22 protein-coding genes are annotated in these 21,672 nt (G+C 68.8%); 18 read left to right on the top strand and 4 right to left on the bottom strand.

Annotated features, from left to right (window positions below; all coding sequences use genetic code 11):
• The first annotated feature begins 1 nt into the window (after position 1).
• Together thiD and AC0662_RS33775 are read left to right on the top strand one after the other, a co-directional pair.
• Positions 2 to 808, top strand: a complete 807-nt coding sequence (thiD, locus tag AC0662_RS33780; RefSeq protein WP_478305748.1) for a bifunctional hydroxymethylpyrimidine kinase/phosphomethylpyrimidine kinase — start codon at positions 2 to 4, stop codon at positions 806 to 808.
• Positions 805 to 1,494, top strand: a complete 690-nt coding sequence (locus AC0662_RS33775; RefSeq protein ID WP_452201451.1) for a DinB family protein — start codon at positions 805 to 807, stop codon at positions 1,492 to 1,494. Before thiD ends, AC0662_RS33775 begins: the two co-directional genes overlap by 4 nt.
• Here the strand turns inward: AC0662_RS33775 and AC0662_RS33770 are convergent.
• Entirely contained in the window at positions 1,491 to 2,648 is a 1,158-nt protein-coding gene (locus AC0662_RS33770; RefSeq protein ID WP_478305746.1) for an ROK family protein, read from the bottom strand. The two genes, AC0662_RS33775 and AC0662_RS33770, sit on opposite strands and share 4 nt — an antisense overlap.
• Before the next feature lie 48 nt (positions 2,649 to 2,696).
• On the opposite strand from AC0662_RS33770, the gene AC0662_RS33765 reads away from it, so the two are divergent.
• From AC0662_RS33765 to AC0662_RS33750, 4 genes are all read left to right on the top strand, one after another.
• The gene (locus tag AC0662_RS33765) at positions 2,697 to 3,317 is read left to right on the top strand and encodes an HAD-IA family hydrolase (RefSeq protein WP_452201449.1); all 621 of its coding nucleotides are present in this window, start codon (positions 2,697 to 2,699) and stop codon (positions 3,315 to 3,317) included.
• Positions 3,314 to 4,528, top strand: coding sequence for an MFS transporter (locus AC0662_RS33760; RefSeq protein ID WP_478305744.1), 1,215 nt, complete (start codon positions 3,314 to 3,316; stop codon positions 4,526 to 4,528). The genes AC0662_RS33765 and AC0662_RS33760 overlap by 4 nt, the downstream gene beginning before the upstream one ends.
• Before the next feature lie 39 nt (positions 4,529 to 4,567).
• Positions 4,568 to 5,410 carry an SMP-30/gluconolactonase/LRE family protein gene (locus tag AC0662_RS33755; RefSeq protein WP_478305743.1) on the top strand — a complete coding sequence of 281 codons (843 nt, stop codon included), beginning with the start codon at positions 4,568 to 4,570 and terminating at the stop codon, positions 5,408 to 5,410.
• 133 nt (positions 5,411 to 5,543) lie between these two features.
• Positions 5,544 to 6,038: a GNAT family N-acetyltransferase gene (locus AC0662_RS33750; protein ID WP_478305741.1), complete on the top strand. Its 495-nt coding sequence runs from the start codon at positions 5,544 to 5,546 to the stop codon at positions 6,036 to 6,038.
• Here AC0662_RS33750 and AC0662_RS33745 read toward each other — a convergent pair whose 3' ends face one another.
• Positions 6,039 to 7,607 carry a GxGYxYP domain-containing protein gene (locus tag AC0662_RS33745; RefSeq protein ID WP_478305739.1) on the bottom strand — a complete coding sequence of 523 codons (1,569 nt, stop codon included), beginning with the start codon at positions 7,605 to 7,607 and terminating at the stop codon, positions 6,039 to 6,041. It abuts the gene before it with no gap.
• Between the two features lie 87 nt (positions 7,608 to 7,694).
• Positions 7,695 to 8,318, bottom strand: coding sequence for an HAD family hydrolase (locus AC0662_RS33740; RefSeq protein WP_478305737.1), 624 nt, complete (start codon positions 8,316 to 8,318; stop codon positions 7,695 to 7,697).
• Between the two features lie 119 nt (positions 8,319 to 8,437).
• Here AC0662_RS33740 and AC0662_RS33735 point away from each other — a divergent pair, with 119 nt between their 5' ends.
• The 5 genes from AC0662_RS33735 to rpmB all read left to right on the top strand — a co-directional run bounded on the left by AC0662_RS33735 (position 8,438) and on the right by rpmB (position 13,899).
• Positions 8,438 to 9,715, top strand: coding sequence for an ABC transporter substrate-binding protein (locus AC0662_RS33735; protein WP_478305735.1), 1,278 nt, complete (start codon positions 8,438 to 8,440; stop codon positions 9,713 to 9,715).
• Between the two features lies 1 nt (position 9,716).
• Positions 9,717 to 10,748 carry a carbohydrate ABC transporter permease gene (locus AC0662_RS33730; protein ID WP_478305733.1) on the top strand — a complete coding sequence of 344 codons (1,032 nt, stop codon included), beginning with the start codon at positions 9,717 to 9,719 and terminating at the stop codon, positions 10,746 to 10,748.
• Positions 10,738 to 11,565 (top strand): carbohydrate ABC transporter permease, encoded by an 828-nt coding sequence (locus AC0662_RS33725; RefSeq protein ID WP_478305731.1) that lies wholly within the window; start codon positions 10,738 to 10,740, stop codon positions 11,563 to 11,565. The genes AC0662_RS33730 and AC0662_RS33725 overlap by 11 nt, the downstream gene beginning before the upstream one ends.
• Positions 11,566 to 11,604: 39 nt before the next feature.
• Positions 11,605 to 13,593, top strand: a complete 1,989-nt coding sequence (locus tag AC0662_RS33720; protein WP_478305729.1) for an aldo/keto reductase — start codon at positions 11,605 to 11,607, stop codon at positions 13,591 to 13,593.
• Between the two features lie 84 nt (positions 13,594 to 13,677).
• The gene (gene rpmB / locus AC0662_RS33715) at positions 13,678 to 13,899 is read left to right on the top strand and encodes a 50S ribosomal protein L28 (RefSeq protein WP_132153237.1); all 222 of its coding nucleotides are present in this window, start codon (positions 13,678 to 13,680) and stop codon (positions 13,897 to 13,899) included.
• A gap of 97 nt (positions 13,900 to 13,996) precedes the next feature.
• Here the strand turns inward: rpmB and AC0662_RS33710 are convergent, their stop codons facing one another.
• Entirely contained in the window at positions 13,997 to 14,998 is a 1,002-nt protein-coding gene (locus tag AC0662_RS33710) for an SAM-dependent methyltransferase (RefSeq protein WP_452204514.1), read from the bottom strand.
• A gap of 127 nt (positions 14,999 to 15,125) precedes the next feature.
• On the opposite strand from AC0662_RS33710, the gene AC0662_RS33705 reads away from it, so the two are divergent.
• The 7 genes from AC0662_RS33705 (at position 15,126) to rnc (ending at position 21,671) form a co-directional block, all read left to right on the top strand.
• A complete protein-coding gene (locus AC0662_RS33705; protein WP_478305726.1) occupies positions 15,126 to 16,769 on the top strand; it encodes a DAK2 domain-containing protein in 1,644 nt (547 codons plus the stop codon).
• Between the two features lie 8 nt (positions 16,770 to 16,777).
• A complete protein-coding gene (gene recG / locus AC0662_RS33700) occupies positions 16,778 to 19,003 on the top strand; it encodes an ATP-dependent DNA helicase RecG (protein ID WP_478305724.1) in 2,226 nt (741 codons plus the stop codon).
• Positions 19,000 to 19,560, top strand: coding sequence for a 16S rRNA (guanine(966)-N(2))-methyltransferase RsmD (gene rsmD / locus AC0662_RS33695; protein ID WP_478305722.1), 561 nt, complete (start codon positions 19,000 to 19,002; stop codon positions 19,558 to 19,560). Before recG ends, rsmD begins: the two co-directional genes overlap by 4 nt.
• Positions 19,553 to 20,023, top strand: a complete 471-nt coding sequence (gene coaD, locus AC0662_RS33690; RefSeq protein ID WP_452204510.1) for a pantetheine-phosphate adenylyltransferase — start codon at positions 19,553 to 19,555, stop codon at positions 20,021 to 20,023. Before rsmD ends, coaD begins: the two co-directional genes overlap by 8 nt.
• Before the next feature lie 129 nt (positions 20,024 to 20,152).
• On the top strand, positions 20,153 to 20,668 hold the full coding sequence (locus tag AC0662_RS33685; protein ID WP_452204509.1) for a YceD family protein: 516 nt from the start codon (positions 20,153 to 20,155) through the stop codon (positions 20,666 to 20,668).
• 67 nt (positions 20,669 to 20,735) lie between these two features.
• Positions 20,736 to 20,927: a 50S ribosomal protein L32 gene (rpmF, locus tag AC0662_RS33680; protein WP_130387616.1), complete on the top strand. Its 192-nt coding sequence runs from the start codon at positions 20,736 to 20,738 to the stop codon at positions 20,925 to 20,927.
• A gap of 15 nt (positions 20,928 to 20,942) precedes the next feature.
• Positions 20,943 to 21,671, top strand: a complete 729-nt coding sequence (gene rnc / locus AC0662_RS33675) for a ribonuclease III (RefSeq protein ID WP_452204508.1) — start codon at positions 20,943 to 20,945, stop codon at positions 21,669 to 21,671.
• Position 21,672 lies beyond the last annotated feature (1 nt).

Here is a 21,672-nt window from a genome sequence, read left to right as displayed (position 1 = left end):
GATGGCACCGCCGAGAGTTCTGACGATCGCGGGTTCCGACTCCGGTGGCGGCGCGGGGATCCAGGCCGATCTGAAGGCGATGCTCGCCAACGGCGTGCACGGAATGAGCGTGCTGACCGCGATCACCGCGCAGAACAGCCTCGGCGTCCAGGGCGCCTGGGAGCTGCCGGAGGAGCAGGTGCGCGCGCAGTTCCACAGCGTGGTCGACGACATCGGTGTGGACGCGGTGAAGACCGGCATGCTGGCGTCCGAGTCCATGGTCCGGGTCGTTGCCTCGCTGCTGCGAACCCTGCCGCCGGGAGTGCCGGTCGTGGTCGATCCGGTGTCGGTGTCGAAGCACGGCGACGCGCTACTCGCGGCCGACGCGATGGACGCCGTACGGTCCGAGATCGTCCCGCTGGCCACTGTCCTCACTCCGAACCTCACCGAGCTCGGTCCGGTCTCCGGCGTACAGCTGGAGACGGTCGAGGACCGGGAGCTCGCCGCGAAGGAGTTGCTGGACGCAGGCGCCTCGTGGGTGCTGGTGAAGGGCGGTCACGACGTCGGTACGGCGTCGACCGACGTACTGCACGGTCCAGGGGTACGCCGTTCGTACAGCGCGGTCCGGGCCGACAACAGGCACACGCACGGCACCGGCTGCACGCTGGCGAGCACCATAGCGGCGTACCTTGCTCGTGGGTACGACGTACCGAGTGCTGTCGGTGCGGCGAAGGAGTATGTGACCGGAGCGATCGCCGCCGGGTTCGCACTCGGCGACGGCATCGGACCGGTCGATCACGCATGGAGATTTCGAGGGAGCACCAGTTGAGCAAGCAGCAGCCCCCGGTCGACGGGTACTGCGAGCAGTGCGGTTTCAACTACGACACGGGTGACCTGCAGGGCACTGTGACGTTGCTGATCCGGCAGTCCGCCGACTGCAGCATGGCGTTGACGAAGGCCGCTGCCGGTCCGGACTCGAACGTGGTGCGGCTGCGGCCGGAGCCGGAGGTGTGGTCGGCGATCGAGTACGCCTGCCACGTGCGCGACGTACTCGAGGTGCAGCGGTTCCGGATCGCGCAGTGCCTGGCCGAGGACCGGCCGGTGTACGCGCCGATGGACCGAACGGGTCGGGTGAAGCAGGAGAAGTACGAGAACCAGGACCCGATGGAGGTCGCCGCCGCGCTGGTCCGGTTCGCGAAGGAGTTCGGGGCGGCAGCGCGGGTACTGCGGCCGCAGGAGCTCGGCAAGCTCGGGCTGTACAACTACCCGGTCCGCGCGCCGCGCACGCTGGGCTGGATCATCCGGCACACCGCCCACGAGATCCAGCACCACCGGCACGACATCATCGAGATCCTGGCGAAGGTCGAGCCGCCGATCGTCCCCAAACCCAAGGTCGAAGAAACCGAAGCCGACGACGCCGCGACCTCAGACGACGCGGTGACCTCAGACGACGCAGCGACCTCAGACGATGCGGCGTCCGAAGAGGTAGAAGAGGTAGCCGAAAGAGTCGACTAGCGCTGGGCGACCCAGGCGGCGACGGCCGGCTCACTCGTGAGCTGGTCCAACGCCAGCGCGGCCGCACCGCGGAGCGGACCGTCCAGCTGGTGCGTGGCGGGCAGCACCGGCGGGGGAGACCCACGGTGGAACGTCATCAGACCACCCCGGTACGCCTCGTCGAAGGTGCGCTCGGCAGCTGCACGCAGTGGGATCGCCAGACCGCCGATGGTGACCACATCGGGGTCGTGAGCGTTCACGAGCCCGGCGATGCCAGTGCCGAGCGCAGCGACCACAGTGGCAACTGCATCGCGTGCAGCCCGGTCACTGCGCCGGAGTACCTCTTCTGTGTAGGCAACCGGGTCGTCCGGCATCGACTGCTTGAGGTGGCGCGCCAGTGCTCGTCCGTCGATCTCCAGGTCCCAGCAGCCACGCGCACCACACGGACAGGTCCGCGAGCGGTCACCGAAGGGAATGTGACCGTACTCGCCACCTGCTCCCGACACGCCCTGCGCCGGTACTCCGTCGATCAGTAGCGTCCCGCCGAGACCCACCTCGATGATGAGGTGCACTGCCGTACCAGCTCCTGCCGCAGCACCCGTGCGGGCCTCTGCCACACCACTGAGCGTCGCGTCATTCCCGGCGAGCAGCGGGACCGCGGTGCCGGCGGTGACCTGCGCCAGGTCGAGCTCGGCCCACTCCAGCGTCGGTGCCTGCATCAGATGGTTGTCGCGAACAGTCCCTGGTACGGCGAGACTCACCATCTGCAGCCGAGCGCCGTACTGCTCCTGCGCCTGTTCCACTGCACGCCGCAGGTTGTTCAGCACGACCTGTGCGCGCCGACTCCGGTGCCGCTTGTACTGCGGCTCCTGCAGCGTCCCGTCGAGAGTCACGACCGCACTCCGCCAACTGCTCTGCCGCAGGTCGAGTGCGAGCACCACAGGTCCCTCAGGATGCGCCCGCAGCACCGTGGTCGGCCGGCCACGCCCCCGACTCGGCGCCGGCTCCTCGGTCAGCAGATGTACGTCGCGTAGCCGGGCGGTCACCTCAGTCGCGGAACCCGTACTGAGGCGCAGCGCCCGCGCGACAGCGGCCCGGGTGATCCCGGGCCGGCGGCTGACCTGGGTCAGCACGTCCGAAGCCGTCTGCCACTGTCCACGGCGCACTGGAGTCATCGCTGCCTTTCGCCTTATGCTCGGAGGACGAGTTTAATGGGAGGACTGATGGAGATCCGGGACATCCGCGCGGTGCTGTTCGACATGGACGGCACACTGGTGGATTCGGACGCGGTCGTGGACCGCTGCTGGAGCCGCTGGGCGGTCGAGTACGGGCTCGACCCGGCCGCCGTGCTCGCGGTCGCGCACGGGAACCCGGCGGCCGCGACGATCGCGCAGTTCCTGCCGGAGGCGTCGGCGGACGAGCGCACGGCCGCCTGGGCGCGGGTGTACGAACTCGAGGTCAACGACGTCGACGGTGTGGTCGAGAAGCCGGGCGCGGTCGACCTGATCGCGACGCTCGAGCGGATCGGGATGCCGTGGGCGGTCTACACCAGTGCGCCGGCGCAGTTGGCGAAGGTGCGACTGACCGCGGCCGGGATCGCGCCGGAGATCCTTGTGACCGTGGACGACGTACGCCGCGGGAAGCCGGACCCGGAGGGTTATCTGCGGGCCGCGGAGCTGGTCGGCGTACCGGCGGCGGCGTGCCTGGTGGTCGAGGACACCGTGGTCGGGCGGTCGGCCGGAGACGCGGCGGGCGCGATGACGGCCGGGCTGAAGGGTATTTCGGCGGATCTCGAGCTGGCGGACCTCCGGCAGCTCGATGCGCTGTTCAAAGGTCTGGAGTGACCACGCGCGCGGCGGCGCCGACGGCGGCCGGGGCGCGCGGCGACGAGGTACGGATCGGGATCGCGCTGTCGGCGATGGGGTTCGTGCTGGCCGGGCTCGGGGCGTGTGTGGCGATCCTGGCGCGGGATCTGAACGAGCCGACGAGCCGATTGGCCCTGCTGTCGTCGGGGTTCGCTGTCGGGTTACTGGTCGTGGCGGTGGTCGGCCCGCGGTTGCTGAGGTCGTGGGCGATGCCATCGGTGCTGGCGGCCGGGTCGGTGGTCTGCGCGATCGGTGCAGTGCTGATCGCGGTCGCACCGGCGTACTCCGTCGTGATCGCCGGTGGGCTGTTCGTCGGGCTCGGTGGGGCCTTGCTGGTGCTCGTCGCGCCGCTGATGCTGAACGGTCCGACAGCGGCCGCCCGATTGAGCCGGGTGAACGCGGTCGCCAGCGGCACCGGCATCCTCGCCCCACTCGCCATCGGCGCCCTGGACGGCCTCGGCCCCAGCGGCCGCCTCGCGATGATCGCCGCCGCGCCACCGCTGCTCCTCCTCGCGATCCTCACCAGACGCCTCGAGCCGACCCGCCGAACAACGCGAGCCACCACACGGGATGAGGCTCCGGTGGCAGTGTTGATTGATTCGGCGCCGGCGGTCGGGTTGGGGCGGAAGTGGCGCCGGGTCGGCCGACGGGTCGCGCTGGACGTCGGCGTGGGCTGGCTGCGAGTGGTGCTCGCGGTGTCGGTCGAGTTCTGTTTCGTGGTGTGGGCGGTGGCACGCTTGGTGGCGACCGGATTGCCGACAGCAACCGCGGCATTGCTCGGCAGCGCGTTCCCGATCGGTATGGCGATCGGTCGCGCGATCGGCCCGATCCACTGGCGCAACTGGTCCCCGGTGCTGCCCTCCGGCGCGCTCGCGGCGTGCGGCACCCTCCTCGTCAGCCTGTTCGACAGCCCGGCCGCAGTCGCGCTCGGCCTGGTGGTCGCCGGCCTCGGCGTCGCCCCTCTGTACCCGGTCACGCTGGCCGCCCTGGTCGCCACTCCCGGTCTCAGCTCGGCCCGCCTCGCCGCGATCGGCGCCCTCGCCTCCGGTACGGCGATCCTGTTCGCGCCCGCGATCCTCGCCGTCCTGGCTCGCGTCGTCGACCTGCGAACGGCGTACCTCGTGACGCTCCCGCTGATCGGCCTGCTGTTCTTCCTCAGCCGTCGATCTGGCCGATCCTCGTTCGTGTAGGGGGTGAATCGACCCCGAACAGACGAACGAGGTGGCGTGATGTCCGAGTTGAAGCTCCTGCTCGACGGCCTGGGATTCCCCGAGTCGGGCCGCTGGCACGACGGACGGCTGTGGTTCTGCAACTGGATCGAGCAGCAGGTCGTCGCGGTCGACGCCGACGGTACTACGGAGTACCTCGAGGTGCCGGTGGAGCGCCTGATGGGGTGGTCGATCGAGTGGTTGCCGGACGGCCGGATGCTGACCACCGGAGACAAGCTGCGCCGCTACGAGCCCGACGGCTCGATCACGGTGCTCGCCGAGCTGGCCGCGAACGAGATCGTGGTGGATGCCCGAGGCAACATCTATATCGACGGCGCGGACTTCGACTTCGCCGGCGGGGAGGCGCCGAAACCGGGCTGGATCAAGCTGGTCACGCCGGACGGGCGGATCCGTGAGGTCGCCGGCGATATCGAGTTCCCGAACGGAATGCTGCTCACTCCGGACGGGAAGGCGCTGGTGATCTCGGAGTCGTTCGCCGGCCGGCTGACCGCGTTCGACGTGGACCCCGACGGTGGGTTGTCGAACCGCCGGGTGTTCGCCGAGAACCTCGGTCCGGACGGGATCTGTCTCGACGCCGACGGCGCGATCTGGGTGCAGACCGGGTCCGAGGGGGTCGTCCGGGTCACCGAGGGCGGCGAGATCCTGGACCGGATCGAGCTCGCGGAGAACCGGGCGCCGTTCGCGCTGGCGCTGGTCGACTTCGACGGTCCGACGTTGTGCGTCCTGACCGCCGAGTGGCGGATGAACGAACCGATCACCGACAACATCGGGCGGCTGATCAACGGTCCCCGGACCGGACAGGTGCACACGATCCAGGTCGCCGTACCGCCGGTTCGTCGGTAGGCTCGCCGGCATGGAGTGCTTCGCCGCCGGACGCATCCGGCGCTGACCCCGGCTCGTCGCCGCGCCCTCGTTCGAGGCAGCCGTGGCGGGCCGGTCGCGCCTGCCCGGATGCACCCAGTGAGAGGCACTTTCCATGCAGATTCGCCTGCAGATTCGTTCGTACGTCGACGCTGACCTGGCCCAGCTCATCGACCTCACCATCGACACCTTCGGGCCGTTCTTCGAGGAGTCGTTCCGCCCGCTGGTCGGCGAGACGATCTTCCACCACCAGCACGGCGACTGGCGCGGCGACTACCGGCGCCAGCTCCCCGCGCTGCATGCGCCGGAACAGCACAAGTACGTCGCCGTCGCAGAGCAGAACGGCGTACCCGTCGGGTATGTCGCGTGGCATGTCGACGAGGCGCGGAGCCGCGGGACCGTCGAGTTGCTGGCGGTCGCGCGGGACGAGCGGCGGTCGAACCTCGCTACGGCGCTGTGCGAGCACGCGTTCGCAGCGATGCGTGCCGAGGGAGCGGAGTACGTCGAGATCGGCACCGGCGGCGACGACTTTCACGCGCCGGCCCGGGCGTTCTACGAGAGCCTCGGCTGCGTCCAGCTCCCGGTCGCGGTCTACTTCCGGGAGCTGTGACTACGGCTTGGCGTATTTGCCGACCATGCGGACGAGGGTGTCCGGCGGGACGACCTTGACGTGCGGAGCGAGTCCGTTGACGACCGACAGGACGTCGTCGACGGACTTGCTCCAGGCGTGCCAGACGACGATCGAATAGCCCGCGGTCGAGCGTGGGTTGCGAGTGGCGGCGTTCAGCTCGGCAGTGACCGAGGCCTCGTCGGCGCCGGGGAGTCCGTCCCACAGCATGGTGCGGGCGCCGATCACCGGCTTGCCCTCGGCCCAGGTGACCTTGCCCTTGAGGCCGTCGTACCTCGAGTACTCGAGGTAGATCAGCCCGTCGATCTCCCGATGCTTGAGGTACGACGACCACACGCCGGTCTTCTCGAACGCGTCGAAGTCGATGATCTGGGCCACCGAGAGATCGGCCCGGCCCATCGCGCGAGCGAGCGTGGCGGTGTGCTTGTCGAGCGCGCCCGCGGGATAGCGGCTCGGGTACAGGTACCCGCCGCCCGACGGACCGACGACCCAGCGATCCTTCCGGGAGTTGTCGTAGAACCAGCGCATCACCGATGGCGCGAGATCGATCAGGGACGGCGAGATCCCCCAGCCGAGGTCGACCTCGCCGCGACGCGGGCTGCCGAACCACCGTGGATCGGTCGGGAAGTCACCGAGCGCCCACTGGATGTTGTCGCCGTCCGTGATCAGGAAGCTCACGTAGTGGGCGTCCGGATCCGGAGTGGGCAGGGCCGCGGAAACGTGCTGAGACAGCCGCTCCTCGCGAATGCCGGACAGCACCGACAGATTGCGGGCATGGTCGGCGGGCAGGGCCTTGACGCCGGCCGCCGAATTCACGCCGATGAACGCGTCCTCGCCGTGCGACGCGTCGCCCCAGCCGATCACCGTGCCGTCGTCGTCCAGTGCCTTGACCACCTCCGCCCGGAAGTCCGTGTTGCCGTCGAAGAACGCGAGTGCGCCCGCCATCGTGACGTAGTCCCGCAGCCGCTCGGGGATGTCCGCACGCTGCTCGACCGCGACGTCGTGCCGCAGTTTCGGCCAGTACGTGTCGAACACCCAGCGGTCGTCCTTGTCCCGCACGTCCAGGACCTTGCGCAACCCGTTGCGGATCGCGAGTGCCTCCAAGCTCTCCTCGATGGCGACAGCACCCGTCACACCCGCGAGCGTGGTCGCGACGTTGACCGACGGGGTGCCCGTACGAAAGAGAACATATCCGCGAACGCCCGACCGGCTGACGGTTTTCCACAGGTCGCCGGCGCGGGCCACGACGCCGTACCGGGAGGTCAGGTCGTCGAGCCAGTGCTGGTAGCCGAGCGTCGGCAGGTTCAGGTAGAGGGATTCACCGCTGCGGCGCGCCATCAGGCCCTGCAGCGTGGTCGCGAGGGTGCGCTCGGCGGTGCTGAGCGAGTCCTCGGCGAAGACGTTCAGCAAGCGCGGCCGTTGGCCCTTCGGGTACGGCGAGGGCGGGGCCGCCAGCGCGAGCGAGGGCGAGGCGGCGGTAGCCAGGCCGAGACCGGCGGTCAGGCCTAGGGCACGGCGGCGGGTGAGCGTACGACGTCGGCGATCGGACATGAGGTGCCTCCAGGGACGGCTGGTGGACTGTCCTACGTTGTCAGCTGCCCGGTGACGATGTCACAGCCGTCCCGCCATCACAAGACCTCAGTCCGGAATCGGCAGGTCGTACCGCCGAAGCAGCTTCTCCAACGCCGGTACGCCGGCCCCCAGGTCGTACACCTCCGCACGCAGCCCGACACTCAACGCACCGCTCACGTTGTCTTCGTTGTCGTCGATGAACAACACCTCAGAAGCCGGTACGTCGATCGCGCCCAGGATCGCCCGGAAGTACGCCGGATCCGGCTTGGCGAGCCCGAGATCGCACGAGTAGAACGTCTGGTCGAACCAGGCGCCGTACCCGCGCTCGTCCTGCATCAGCGTTCGCCGGTAGGCCTGCTGGTTCGTGGCGAGGTGACAGCCGATGCCGGCCGCCCGCAGCGACTGGATCAGCGCGACCACCTCGGGCTCCGCGACGAACCAGCTCCACGGCTCCAGGGCCTCCTCGATCGTCGCGGTCGAGTTCCAGCGGCGCAGTACGTCGGCCACCGCCTCCCGGAAGTCGCCTTTGCCGACCAGCGCGGGCTTCTCGGCGGCCATCAGATCGCCGATGAACGCGTCCGAGTCGGCGGGGACGAGTGACGCCAGCCGGGTCCACCAGTCGGAGCTGGGACGCTGCACGACCCCGTCGGCGTCGAACAGGACTGCGGAGACGACGGTCGGTGAGCTCATGAGACCAATCTTGTCATTGGAGCCTTGACCGGTTCAGTCGGTATGCGCTTACCTAATGGCTACGTAAACATATCTGGACACCTTCCGGCGAAAACCAACAGAAAGCGCCAGGTGAGGCTATGAGCTTGAGCAGAAGGCAGTTCCTCGCGGTCGGCTCCGCCGCAGCCGCCGCGGGTCTCACCGGCTGCGGATCCCGCAGCTCGCTGGGTGGAAAGAACGAGCTCAGCATGTGGACCTGGGTCGGGTCCGTCAACGACGGCCTGATCGGCCAGGCGGAGAAAGCGATCCCCGGGCACGACGCGATGAAGTTGTCGATGACGCGGATCGGGTCCAACTACAAGACCAAGGTGCTGACCGCGCTGGCCGGCAAGTCCCTGGTCCCGGACATCATCGCGATCAACGACGACGTCGCGACCTACTTCCCGAACGCGGACCAGTTCCACGACCTGAACGAACTCGGCGCCAAGGACCTCGCCAAGGACTTCCTGCCCTGGAAGTGGAAGCTCGGGATCACGCCGGACGACAAGATGATGGCCTACCCGATGGACACCGGGCCGACCGCGCTGTTCTACCGCACCGACATCTTCGGCAAGGCCGGGATCGACGTCGACCCCGCCGCGGTCGCCGAACTGGCGCCGGACTGGGACACCTACATCGCGCTCGGCAAGAAGGTGAAGCAGGCGGTGCCCGGATCGGCGATCACCGACAACATCACCAGCATCTTCAGCTACCGGATGGCCCAGCAGCCGAAGCGGTACATGACCGAGGACGGTCAGTACATCGGCGATCAGGACCACGTCCGGGAGGCCTTCGACCTGGCCGTTCGCGTGGTCAAGGAAGGGCTGTCGGCGAACGCCCAGAGCGGTTCGACCGACGCCGACGCGGTGGTGACGAACGGCCGGCTGGTCGCGTTCAACGCCGCGGTCTGGTGGGCCCAGCTCGGTCCGAAGAACGCGGCACCGAAGACCAAGGGTCTGTGGCGGGTGACGGCAGCTCCTGGTGGGGCCGGCAACCGTGGCGGGTCCTTCCTGGCGATCACGAAGTACTGCAAGAACCCCGAGGCCGCGTTCGCGTTCATCAGCTGGCTGGAGTCCTCGAAGAATCAGGCAGAGGCGTTCCTCGACCCGGTGCTGTTCCCGTCGACGCCGGCCAGTTACACCGACTCCCGGCTGAGCGCGCCCGACCCGTTCTTCGGCGGGCAGAAGATCGTCGACGTGTTCGCGGAGTCCGCCAAGAAGTACCCGGGCGCCTACTTCTCGGCGTACGACTCGGTCGTCGGTACGCCGTTGAGCAACGAGCTGATCAACGTCGAGACGGCCGGTAAGTCACCCGACCAGGCCTGGAGCGACGCGCAGGTCCAGATCAAACGCGAGCTGTCCCGAGCGGGGGCGATCTGAGATGGCAGTCACGAGCAAGGCCGCACCGGCGGCGGTCAGCGCCGCCGCCACGTCCGCCGACAAGCCGCCGAACAAGTACCGGCAGGCGTTCCCGCAGTACACCGCCGTCGCGCCGTTCTTCATCCTGTTCGCGATCTTCGGCGCGTTCCCGGTGCTGTTCTCGATCTGGATCTCGTTCCACTCCTGGGACGGCATCGGCCAGATGAAATGGGTCGGGCTGGAGCAGTACAACTACCTGCTGTCGGACCCGGTGTTCTGGAAGGCCATCGGCAACACGATGGTCATCTGGGTGCTGTCCACCGTGCCGATGCTGCTGCTGGCGCTGGTGATCGCCAACGCGCTGCACAACGCGACTCGGTTCCGCAGCTTCTACCGGATCGCCTACTTCATCCCGAACGTCACCTCGGTGGTCGCCGTCACGCTGGTGTTCGGCTCGATCTTCAGCAACAACTTCGGGCTGCTGAACGCCTTCCTGGAATCCATCGGCGTCGGCAAGATCGAGTGGCTGACGCAGCCGTGGGGGATCAAGATCGCGATCGCCACCATCGTCACCTGGCGCTGGGTCGGCTACAACGCGATCATCTATCTCGCGGGCCTGCAGGCCATCTCGGCCGACGTCTACGAGGCCGCCAAGGTGGACGGCGCGAGTCCCCGGCAGACCTTCTGGCGGATCACCGTCCCGATGCTGCGGCCGGTCATCCTGTTCACCGCCGTCACCTCGACGATCGGCGGTCTGCAGATCTTCACCGAGTCGCGGGTGCTGTTCGGTGACACCGACAACATCGGCGGTCCGGGCGACGCCGGCCTGACGATCGTCTCGTACCTGTACCAGAGCGCGTTCATCAAGAACCAGTTCGGGTACGGAGCCGCCATCGGCTGGGCGCTGTTCATCCTGATCGTGCTGTTCAGCATCATCAACTGGCGGCTGATCGGCGGGAACGACGACGAGCGGCTGACCCGACGCGCCGCTCGGCGGGTGGAACGCCGGATCGCAGCCCAGAATGCCAAGAAGGAGGCCGCAGATGTCCATTGAGCGCATGCGCACCGTCGTCGGGCACATCGTGTTGATGCTCGGCGTCGCGGTCTCGATCTTCCCGTTCTACTGGATGCTCGTGATGGCCTCGAACACCACGACGGACATCTTCGCCTACCCACCGAAACTCGTGATCGGCTCGCACCTGTTCGAGAACATGGGCAAGGTGCTGGACGCGGTGCCGTTCTTCTCCTCGATGCTGCTCACCCTGATCGCCTCACTCGGCGTCACGGTGCTGGTGCTGTTCTTCGACTCGCTGGCCGCGTTCGCGTTCGCGAAGTACCAGTTCCCGGGCCGGAACTTCCTGTTCGCGCTGCTGCTCGCGACCTTCATGATCCCGACCCAGCTGTCGCTGGTGCCGCAGTTCGTGACGCTCGCCGAGTTCGGCTGGATCGGCTCGCTGAAGGCACTCATCATCCCGGGCGCGGCGAACGCGTTCGGCATCTTCTGGATGCGCCAGTACGCCAGCGGCGCGATCCCCGACGAACTGATCTCGGCCGCCAAGGTCGACGGCGCCGGGTTCTTCCGGCAGTACCTGACCGTCGGCCTGCCGGTGCTCCGGCCCGGCCTGGCCTTCCTCGGCATCTTCACCTTCATCAACGTCTGGAACGACTACCTCTGGCCGTTGATCGTGATGACGGACCCGAACCGCCTCACCCTGCAGGTCGCCCTCGACCAGCTGAACGGCATCTACGGCACCGACTACTCGATGGTGATGGCCGGTGCGTTGATGAGTGTCATCCCCCTGATCGGCGTCTTCCTGATCGGCGCGCGTTCGTTCATCGCGGACCTGGCCGCAGGCGCCATGAAGTTCTGAAATTCTGACCCAACCGACAAAACACACACGGGACTCCCTTTGACTGACCACAAGCTCCGCTGGGGCATCATCGGCACCGGCAACATCGCATCCCGCTTTGCCAGCCAGGTGCCGACGTCGCCCACCAACGAGGTCGTCGCCGTCGGCAGCCGGTCCCTCGAGTCGGCGAACGCCTTCGCCGACAAGTGGGACATCGCCAACCGGCACGGCTCGTACGAGGAACTGCTGGCCGACGAGACCGTCGACGCGGTGTACATCGCCACCCCGCACCCGATGCACGTCGAGTGGGCGATCAAGACCGCCGAGGCCGGCAAGCACGTGCTGTGCGAGAAGCCGCTCGCGATCAACCGGGCCTGGGCCGAGGCGATGATCGAGGCCGCGGTCCGCAACGACGTCTTCCTGATGGAGGCGTACATGTACCGGTGCCTGCCGCAGACCAAGCTGATCACCCAGCTGGTCCGCGACGGCGAGCTCGGCACCGTCCACCAGATCCAGGCCACCTTCGCGTTCGCCGCCGGGTACCGGCCGGAGAGCCGGATCTTCGCCGACGACCTGGCCGGCGGCGGGATCCTCGACGTCGGTGGCTACCCGGTCTCGGTCGCCCGGCTGATCGCCGGTGCGGCGACCGGGCAGCCGTTCCAGGACCCGGCCGCGGTGACCGCGGTCGGCACCGTCGGCGAGACCGGCGTCGACGAGTGGACGGTGGCGACGCTGTTCTTCGACGGCGGCGTCACGGCCCAGGCGAGCACCGGCGTACGGCTCGGTGACAAGAACCAGGTCCGGATCTACGGCAGCAAGGGCTACCTGCAGGTCGACGACCCGTGGTTCGGCGGCGACGGCAAGCCGACCCACGTGACGCTGTACAAGGTGGGGGAGGAGCCGCGGGAGATCTCCGCGGAGCCGGCCCTGATCTACACCGCCGAGGCCGAGGCCGTGCAGGCCGCGATCGCCTCCGGGGCCAAGCAGGCGCCGGAGATGACCTGGGCGGACACGCTCGGCAACCTCACCGTGCAGGACCAGTGGCGGGCCGCGATCGGGCAGCAGTACGCGAGCGAGCGGGACGACGCGACCGTCCCGACCGCGACCGGCCGCCCGCTGACCCGGCGCGACGACGCCCCGATGACCTACGGCAAGGTGCCGGGTCTGGACAAGCAGGTGTCCCGGCTCGTGATGGGCGTCGACAACCAGCAGACGCTGCCGCACGCCGCGGTCGTCTTCGACGACTTCGTCGAGCGCGGCGGTACGACGTTCGACACGGCGTACATCTATGGCGGTGGGCGCGGCGAGAAGCTGCTCGGGCAGTGGATGACGTCGCGCGGCAACCGGGACGACGTGATCGTGATCGGGAAGGGCGCGCACACGCCGTACTGCGACCCGGAGTCGATTACGCGGCAGCTGAACGAGAGCCTCGAGCGGCTGCAGACCGACCACGTCGACCTGTACCTGATGCACCGCGACAACGAGGAGATCCCGGTCGGTGAGTTCGTCGACGTCCTCGACGAGCACTTCAAGGCCGGCCGGATCAAGGCGTACGGCGGATCGAACTGGTCCACCGCCCGCTTCGACGAGGCCAACGCGTACGCCGAGGCGAACAGCAAGCAGCCGTTCACGCTGCTGAGCAACCACCTCAGCCTCGCCCGCGCGTACGACGTACCGTGGGCCGGGTGCCGGCATGTCTCCGACGACGAGTCGCAGGCGTGGCTGCGGGAGCGGCAGGTCGCGCTGTTCCCGTGGTCGAGCCAGGCACGCGGGTTCTTCACCGGGCGGGCCAAGCCGGAAGACACGTCGGACCAGGAACTGGTGCGCTGCTTCTACTCCGACGACAACTTCCGTAGGCTCGACCGGGCCCGGGAGCTGGCGGCCGCCAAGGGAGTCGAGCCGACCGCGATCGCGCTCGCGTGGTTGCTGCACCAGCCGTACCCGGTGTTCCCGCTGATCGGGCCGCGGCACGTGAGCGAGACGCGGACCTCGACACCTGGTCTGTCGGTGACGCTGACGGACGAGGAAGTGGCCTATCTCACTGCCTAGCGGACGCTGGGCAGCCGAATTGGTCGTGTGCTGACACGCATGTAACATGATCTGTCGGAGTCACGACCCTGAACACGGAGAATCATGTCTAAGAAGTGCGATGTCTGCGGCAAGCAGCCGACGTTCGGCAACAGCGTTGCCCGCCTGGGTAAGGGCGCGATGATCCGGCGGGTCAAGGCTCGTACGCCCCGCCGTTTCAACCCCAACATCCAGCCGGTCCGGGCGCTCATCAAGGGCACCCCGACCCGCATGAAGGTCTGCACGTCCTGCATCAAGGCCGGAAAGGTCCAGCGCGTCGTCGGCTGACCTTCAGCTTTACTCCGTGTAGGGCCTTCAGTAGGCGCCCGGGTTCTCCCGGGCGCCTACTCGCGTTCCCGGCCGATCTCGCGGTGCCGGGCGGGAGCTAGCGGCGCTCGGCGATCGTGGTGATCTCGTTGCGGTTGTGGTGGAGCTGGCGGGCGTGGAGTACGGCGTACTGGTCGCGGAGCACATCGAGACCGCGGCGAGCGCCGTCCAAGGGGTTCTTGCCGCCGCCCTTGAGGGTGACGATCGCGAGGCCGCCGGGGCGGAGGTGGGCGGCCGCGTCGAGCATCATGCGGGCGCTAGTCACCTGGTCCATGCGCATGTCGTTGACCACCACGTCGAACCTGACGCGGTTCGCCGCGAAGAACCGGCCGGCGGTGGTCGCCTCGTGGTGGATCCGGCGGTCGGAGCGGAGCCGTGGGTCCAGCGAGCCCGGGTCGACCGACCACACCTCCTGGCCGTGCTGCCGCAGGATGCGGGTCCAGCCGCCCGGTGAGGCGCCGAGGTCGACGGCCTTACCGCCGGCGGGCAGTTCGAGTCCGAAGGTCGCGATCGCTTCCTCCAGCTTGAACTCCGACCGCGACACCCGCTCCTCGCCGCGGGCCAGCCGCATGCGCCCACCCGGCCAGTCCGACAAGCTGTCCGCGCGCCGGTTGAGCCCGAGCAGGATCGCCTTGCGGCCCACGTAGCAGGAGACGACCAGCTCCTGACCGGAGCGCGTCACGGTCACGCCGCGGCCGGTCAACGCCTCTTCGAGCCGGTGGTAGTACGACCCGCCGGTGCCCGCATCGTCGGTCCAGGCCTGTACGGCGAGCGCCTTCGGGTACTCCGGCAGCTCGCCCAGCACCAGGTCCGCGAGCTCGTACTCCGGCGGTAGCTCCGCGAAGCTCGCGATCTCCTCCGTGAGATGCCGGACGAACATGATCCGCCCCACGTCACACGCCGCGGCGAACTCCTGGACCGAAGGACCGTCCACCCGCCCCAGATCCGCGCCGACCCGCTGGACCCGCACGTCCCGGCCGAACTCGCCCCGGATCTCGCGCACAGCCAACTCGTAACTGTCGGCCGCGGCCGAGAACAACACACTCCTGCCGCCGCTCACCCGGGAACCGTACCGAACAACACCACGTAGTCGGGTACGCAGACGCTCCCGCCCGCCTGGCGAGCCGCGTGGACCGGCCGGTGAGGGGACCACCACCCGTCCTTCGGTACGCGTTAGCCTTCCGGGCGTGGAGGAATTGACGGTCGACGTGTTGCGGGCCTGGGCCCGGACGGCGCTGGCGGAGCTGGCGCGGGCGCGGGCCGAGATCGACGAGCTGAACGTGTACCCGGTCCCGGACGGCGATACCGGCACGAACCTCTACCTGACCTGGGAGGCGGCCTGTGACGCGCTGCCGAAGGGTGAGCTGACCTTCACCGAGGCGATCCAGGCGTTCGGCCGCGGCGCGCTGCTCGGCGCCCGCGGGAACTCCGGCGTGATCACCTCCCAGCTGATCCGCGCCTGCGGCCTCCGCCTCAACGAGAACCTCCCGCGTGCCCGCGCCGCGGGCGAGAACCCGCCACGCGACTCGGCCGACGGTGTGTTGGCGGATGCGCGGATGAGTGAGGCCGCGGCGTTCGCCGACGCGCTCACGTACGCCGCCGACGCCGCGTACGGCGCGGTCGCCCAGCCCGTCGAGGGCACCATGCTGACCGTCGCCCGGGCCGCCGCCACGGGTGCGATGACCGCCGCGAACGACGGCAAGACCCTCGCCGACGTCTGCCTCGCCGCGGTCGCCTCCGCCCGCCAGGCCCTCACCGAGACGACAGAGCAGCTGGACGTACTCCGGCGCGCGGGCGTCGTGGATGCCGGGGGAGCCGGCCTGGTGGTGATTCTCGGTGCGATGGAGTCGGTGCTCACCGGTCGGCACGTGCGCGTGGTGGTACCGGCTCGGGTGCAGCCCCAAGGCGAGAGCAGCGTCAGCCCCGAGGGACCCGGGTACGAAGTGATGTATCTGCTCGACGCGGGGGACGACAAGATCGCCGACTTCCGGCAGGCGCTGGCCGCGCTCGGTGACTCGGTCGTCGTGGTCGGCGGCGACGGGCTGTGGAACGTGCACGTTCACACCGACGATGTCGGCGCCGCGATCGAGCACGGCATCGACATCGGCCGCCCGCACCGGATCCGGGTCACTCATTTCGCCGATCAGGCCCACCACCACGAGCCGGCCCCGGGACGCGCCGTGATCGCGGTCGTCGCCGGTGACGGGCTGGCCGATCTGTTCCGCGAGTCCGGCGCCCGGATCATCCGCGGTGGCCCCGGCCGGCGGTGCTCGACCGGTGAGCTGCTGCAGGAGATCGAGACCTCGCAGGCGCCGGAGATCGTGATCCTGCCGAACGACTCGGACTCGATCGGGGTCGCCGAGGCCGCCGCGACCGCCGCGCGCCAGGACGGGATCCGGGTCGCCGTGATCCCGACCCGCGCGCAGGTCCAGGGCCTGGCCGCGATCGCGGTGCACGACCCGGAGCGCAGCTTCGACGACGACGTCGTTCATCTGTCGGCGGCCGCGGGGCAGACCCGGCACGGTGCGGTCACGATCGCGGTCAAGGACGCCTGGACGATGGCCGGACGGTGCCGGATCGGCGATGCGCTCGGTGTCGTCGACGGCGATTTCGCGCTGATCACCGAGGACCTCGAGTCGGCCGCGCTGAAGGTGGTCGACCGGCTGCTCGGTGGTGGAGGCGAGCTGCTCACCGTCGTCACCGGCCGGGACGCCGACCCCGGTCTGGCCGACGCGGTGGAGCGCCACGTGCGCCGGCAACGCAAAGATGTCGACGTCGTGGTGTACGACGGAGGGCAGGACAGGTACCCGCTGCTGATCGGGGTGGAATGAAGAACGACATGGACCGTAAGCTCCGCGACTTCCTCGGCGCGAAGACGGCCAAGACCTTCGCGGACGTGCTCGCCATCGAGACCGTCGGCGAGCTGCTGCGGCACTACCCGCGGCGGTACCTGAAGAAGGGCGAGCTGACCCCGTTCGACGAGCTCGAGGTCGGTGACCAGGCGACCGTCAACGGGCGGGTCAAGAAGGTCTCCGTGCGGTCGCTGGACACCAAGGCCGAGATCCCGCTGACCGACGTCCAGAAGTGGTCGCGGCGGCGGACGCTGACCAAGGTGGTGGTCACCGACGGCCGCCGGGACCTGGAGCTCGCGTTCTTCAACCAGCCCTGGCTGGCGACGAAGCTGACGCCCGGCACCGCGGCCCTGTTCTGGGGCGAGGTGACGATGTTCCGCGACATCATGCAGCTGAAGGGGCCCGGCACCGAGATCCTCGACGAGGAGGATCTGAGCGAGGCCGAGATCGAACGCCGGGCACGGCCGTTCCGCCCGCTCTACCCGGCCACCGCGAAGTTGCCGACCGCAACGATCGAGCGGTCGGTCAAGATCGTCCTGGACAGCCTCGACGACCGCCTCGACGACCCGATCCCGGACCTGATCCTGCGCAACGAGAAGCTGCTCGCGCTCCCGGACGCGCTCCGCAAGGTGCACCTGCCGGACACCGAGAAGGACATCCACGACGCGCAGCAGCGGTTCCGGTTCGAGGAGGCGCTGGTGATGCAGACGATCCTCGCCCAGCGTCGCGCGGTGACCGACGCGCTGAACGCCGTACCGCGGCCGCGGGTGCAGGGCGGTCTGCTGGACGAGTTCGACGAGCGGCTGCCGTTCGAGCTCACCGAGGGGCAGGCCGAGGTGGGGGAGGAGATCTTCGCTGATCTCGCGCGTCCGCATCCGATGCACCGGTTGCTGCAGGGCGAGGTCGGCTCCGGCAAGACCGTGGTCGCGCTGCGGGCGATGCTGTCCGTGGTCGACAACGGTGGCCAGGCCGCGCTGCTCGCGCCGACCGAGGTGCTCGCCGTGCAGCACCACAAGACGCTCACCAAGATGCTCGGTGACCTGGCCGAGCAGGGCATGCTCGGCGGCGCGGAACATGCCACCAAGATCGGTCTGCTGACCGGCTCGCTGAACGCGGCAGGCCGCCGTACGGCGATGCTCGACGCCGCGAGTGGCGCCGCGGGGATCGTCGTCGGGACGCACGCGCTGCTCGAGGACAAGGTGCAGTTCGCGGATCTCGGGCTGGTGGTGGTCGACGAGCAGCACCGGTTCGGTGTCGAGCAGCGGGCCGCGTTGAGCGCGAAGTCCGGCGAGAACACCCCGCACGTGCTGGTGATGACCGCGACGCCGATCCCGCGGACCGTGGCGATGACGGTGTTCGGCGACCTCGCGGTCTCGACGCTCACCCAACTGCCGGCCGGCCGGTCGCCGATCCAGTCGTCGGTGGTCCCGGCGAAGGAGAAGCCGGACTGGCTGCAACGAGCCTGGACCCGGGTCCGCGAGGAGGTCGGCAAGGGCCACCAGGTGTACGTCGTGTGCCCGCGGATCGGTGACGACGTCAAGAACGCCACCGACGAGGAAGGCGAGCTCCTCGACACCGACGAAGGCGGGAAGAAACAGGCCCGGCCGCCGATCTCGGTGATCCAGGTCGCCGAGGCGCTCGGCGAGATCCTGCACGACCTGCGGGTGGAGATCCTGCACGGGCGGCTGCCGGCCGAGGAGAAGGACGCGGTGATGTCCCGGTTCGCGGCCGGGGAGGTCGACGTCCTGATCGCGACCACGGTGATCGAGGTCGGGGTCGACGTACCGAACGCCTCGACGATGGTGATCATGGACGCCGACCGGTTCGGGATCTCGCAGCTGCACCAGTTGCGTGGCCGGGTCGGGCGGGGCAAGGTGCCGGGACTGTGCCTGCTCGTCACGGATCTGTGGGCGGGATCGAAGTCGTACGGGCGGTTGGAGGCGGTCGCCTCGACCACGGACGGGTTCGAACTGTCCCGGATCGACCTGGAGACGCGGCGTGAGGGCGATGTCCTCGGCGTGGCGCAGTCCGGGCGGCGTACGAGCCTGAAGTTGCTGAGCGTGCTGCGCGACGAGGACATCATCTTCGCGGCGCGCCACGTGGCGAACTCGATCGTCTCGGTGGACGCGGACCTGGCGGAGTACCCGGCGCTGCGAGCGACTGTCCGAAACGCCCTGGAATCCGAGACCACCGAGTATCTGGAGAAGACGTGACGCGGATTGTCGGGGGAGCGGCGGGAGGCCGGCGGATCGACGTACCGGCGGGGAGTGGGACGCGGCCGACGGCTGATCGGGTGCGGGAGGCGTTGTTCTCCTCGCTGGAGTCCGAGTTCGGGAGCTTCCACGGGCTGGCGGTGCTCGATCTGTACGCCGGCTCGGGAGCGATCGGGTTGGAGGCGCTGTCGCGAGGCGCCGCGCAGGCCGTGCTCGTCGAGTCGGACCGGAAGGCCGCGGAGGTGATCGCGGCGAACATCAAGGTAGTCGGGCTGCCGGGGGCCAAGTTGCTGACGCGACCGGTTGAGAAGGTTACAGCGAGTGACACTCCGGCGGTGTTCGACCTGGTGTTCGCGGACCCGCCGTACAAGCTGGAGACGGTCGAGTTGCAGGAGATCCTGGTGGATCTGGCGGCGAGCGGTTGGCTGGCCGACGACGCCGTGGTGGTCGTCGAGCGCGGCAAGCGGGAGCCGTGGGAGTGGCCGGAAGGGTTCGCCGCGCTGCGAGATCGCAAGTACGGCGAGGCGCGCCTTTGGTACGGTCACCGCCATGGCTAAGGCGGTCTTTCCAGGCACCTTCGATCCACCCACTGTCGGGCATCTCGACATCGTCACCAGGGCGGCCGCCGCCTTCGACGAGCTGATCGTCGCGACCGGGGTGAACCAGTCGAAGAACCGGCTGTTCGGGCCGGAGGAGCGCCTCGAGATGCTCACCGAGCTGGTCGCGCCGTTCCCGAACGTCCGGGTCGGCAGCTTCGAGGGCCTGGTCGTCGACTACTGCCGCGCCGAGGGCGCCGGGGTGATCGTGAAGGGGCTGCGCTCCGCGGCCGACTACGACTACGAGCTGCAGATGGCGCAGCTGAACCGGCGGATGACCGGCGTCGACACGGTGTTCCTGCCGACCGCGCCGGAGCACGCGTTCATCTCCTCGAGCTGGGTGAAGGAGATCGCCCGGCTCGGCGGCGACGTCAGTACGTTCGTGACGCCGCCCGTTCACTCGCGGTTACTGGACAAGCTCTAGTGTCCCCCCGAATTGGGTGCTACGCCGCAGAGTTGGTAATGTTGTTCATCGGTCTCGACGAGACCGAGTTCTTGCCTGCCCACGCCTGAAAGGTTTGCTCTGAGCGTCTTGGACCCGCGGTCCCCACTCGTGATCGACACCCACGAGCTGACCCGCCGCGCAGGGTCCCAACGCGAAGTCACCTTCTCAGGCCCGGCGCCGGTGGATCTCGGAATCGACGTGATCGGCGTCCCCGAAGGCGATCCGATCCAGTTCGATCTACGGCTGGAATCGGTGGTCGAAGGGGTGCTCGTCACCGGAACGGCCCGCGGCCGTCTGGTCGGGGAGTGCGCGCGGTGCCTGGTCGATATCGAGGACGAGTTCCTCGCTGACGTCCAGGAGCTGTACGTCTATCCGGAGAGCGACGCCGAGCCGGACGAGGCCAGCCGGATGGAGGGCGATCTGATCGACCTCGAGCCGGTGCTGAGGGACCAGGTGGTGCTCGCGCTACCGTTCCAGCCGTTGTGTACGGACGACTGTCCGGGTCTGTGCCCCGAGTGCGGGGTGCGCCTGGCGGACGAGCCCGGCCATCAACACCAGGATCGGACCGACCCCCGCTGGGCAGCCCTCGACGGATTGCTCCAGAACGACCAGCAGGACAACTGAACAACCGAACCGAGTCAGCCAGCCGGCCGGGTCCACCAGCCCCCGGCCGAAGCAAGGAGTCATAACCGTGGCCGTTCCGAAGCGGAAGATGTCGCGCAGCAACACCCGCAGCCGCCGGGCCCAGTGGAAGACCACTGCCCCGTCGCTGGTCACCTGCGTGAACCCCGCCTGCCGCGCGAAGCACCTGCAGCACACCGTTTGCCCGAACTGCGGCCAGTACGGCGCCAAGGGCGAGCGTCGCCAGGTCGTCGAGAGCTAAACGGCCACCAACCCAGTGAACTCTGCCAACGAAACGGGGCTCTACGCCGAGCTGAATGAGCGGCTCGGCGTATCGCTGGCTGACGAATTGCTGGAGCACGCCTTCACCCACCGTTCGTACGCGTACGAGAACGGTGGGCTGCCGACGAACGAGCGGCTGGAGTTCCTCGGGGACTCCGTGCTCGGCGTCATCGTCACGGAGTCGCTGTTCCGGAACCACCCGGACCTGTCCGAAGGCCGACTGGCCAAGCTACGGGCCGCGGTGGTCAACATGCGTGCGCTCGCGGGTGTCGCCCGCGAGCTCAAGCTCGGCAAGTACCTGCGGCTCGGCCGCGGCGAAGAGGCCACCGGCGGCCGCGACAAGTCGTCGATCCTCGCCGACTGCGTCGAGGCGCTGATCGGTGCCGTCTACCTGGACCGCGGCTTCGAGGTCGCCGGCGGGGTCGTCCACCGGCTGTTCGACGACCTGATGGAGTCGTCGGCGCGGCTCGGGGCCGGCCTGGACTGGAAGACCTCGCTGCAGGAACTGGTCGCCCAGCTCGGCGTCGGCGTCCCGGAGTACGTGATCGCGGAGTCCGGGCCGGACCACGCGAAGACGTTCGAGGCGCGGGTCCGGATCGGCGCCGACACGTACGGTCACGGCATCGGCCGGAGCAAGAAGGAAGCCGAGCAGCAGGCCGCGGAGACCGCCTGGAAGGCCCTGCGCGCCGCGCATCCCGACAGCGTGGACCCCTCGCAAGCCTGAA

It is taken from the genome of Kribbella sp. NPDC043289 (assembly GCF_056436705.1).
This window is presented reverse-complemented; position numbering and strand designations above follow the sequence as displayed.

Bases quoted from the DNA above. Each gene is read 5' to 3' on its own strand.
- thiD (WP_478305748.1), top strand. From the start codon at position 2: ATGGCACCGCCGAGAGTTCTGACGATCGCGGGTTCCGACTCCGGTGGC.
- AC0662_RS33770 (WP_478305746.1), bottom strand. From the start codon at position 2,648: ATGACTCCAGTGCGCCGTGGACAGTGGCAGACGGCTTCGGACGTGCTG.
- AC0662_RS33765 (WP_452201449.1), top strand. From the start codon at position 2,697: ATGGAGATCCGGGACATCCGCGCGGTGCTGTTCGACATGGACGGCACA.
- AC0662_RS33755 (WP_478305743.1), top strand. From the start codon at position 4,568: ATGTCCGAGTTGAAGCTCCTGCTCGACGGCCTGGGATTCCCCGAGTCG.
- AC0662_RS33750 (WP_478305741.1), top strand. From the start codon at position 5,544: ATGCAGATTCGCCTGCAGATTCGTTCGTACGTCGACGCTGACCTGGCC.
- AC0662_RS33745 (WP_478305739.1), bottom strand. From the start codon at position 7,607: ATGTCCGATCGCCGACGTCGTACGCTCACCCGCCGCCGTGCCCTAGGC.
- AC0662_RS33740 (WP_478305737.1), bottom strand. From the start codon at position 8,318: ATGAGCTCACCGACCGTCGTCTCCGCAGTCCTGTTCGACGCCGACGGG.
- AC0662_RS33735 (WP_478305735.1), top strand. From the start codon at position 8,438: ATGAGCTTGAGCAGAAGGCAGTTCCTCGCGGTCGGCTCCGCCGCAGCC.
- AC0662_RS33730 (WP_478305733.1), top strand. From the start codon at position 9,717: ATGGCAGTCACGAGCAAGGCCGCACCGGCGGCGGTCAGCGCCGCCGCC.
- AC0662_RS33725 (WP_478305731.1), top strand. From the start codon at position 10,738: ATGTCCATTGAGCGCATGCGCACCGTCGTCGGGCACATCGTGTTGATG.
- rpmB (WP_132153237.1), top strand. From the start codon at position 13,678: ATGTCTAAGAAGTGCGATGTCTGCGGCAAGCAGCCGACGTTCGGCAAC.
- recG (WP_478305724.1), top strand. From the start codon at position 16,778: ATGGACCGTAAGCTCCGCGACTTCCTCGGCGCGAAGACGGCCAAGACC.
- coaD (WP_452204510.1), top strand. From the start codon at position 19,553: ATGGCTAAGGCGGTCTTTCCAGGCACCTTCGATCCACCCACTGTCGGG.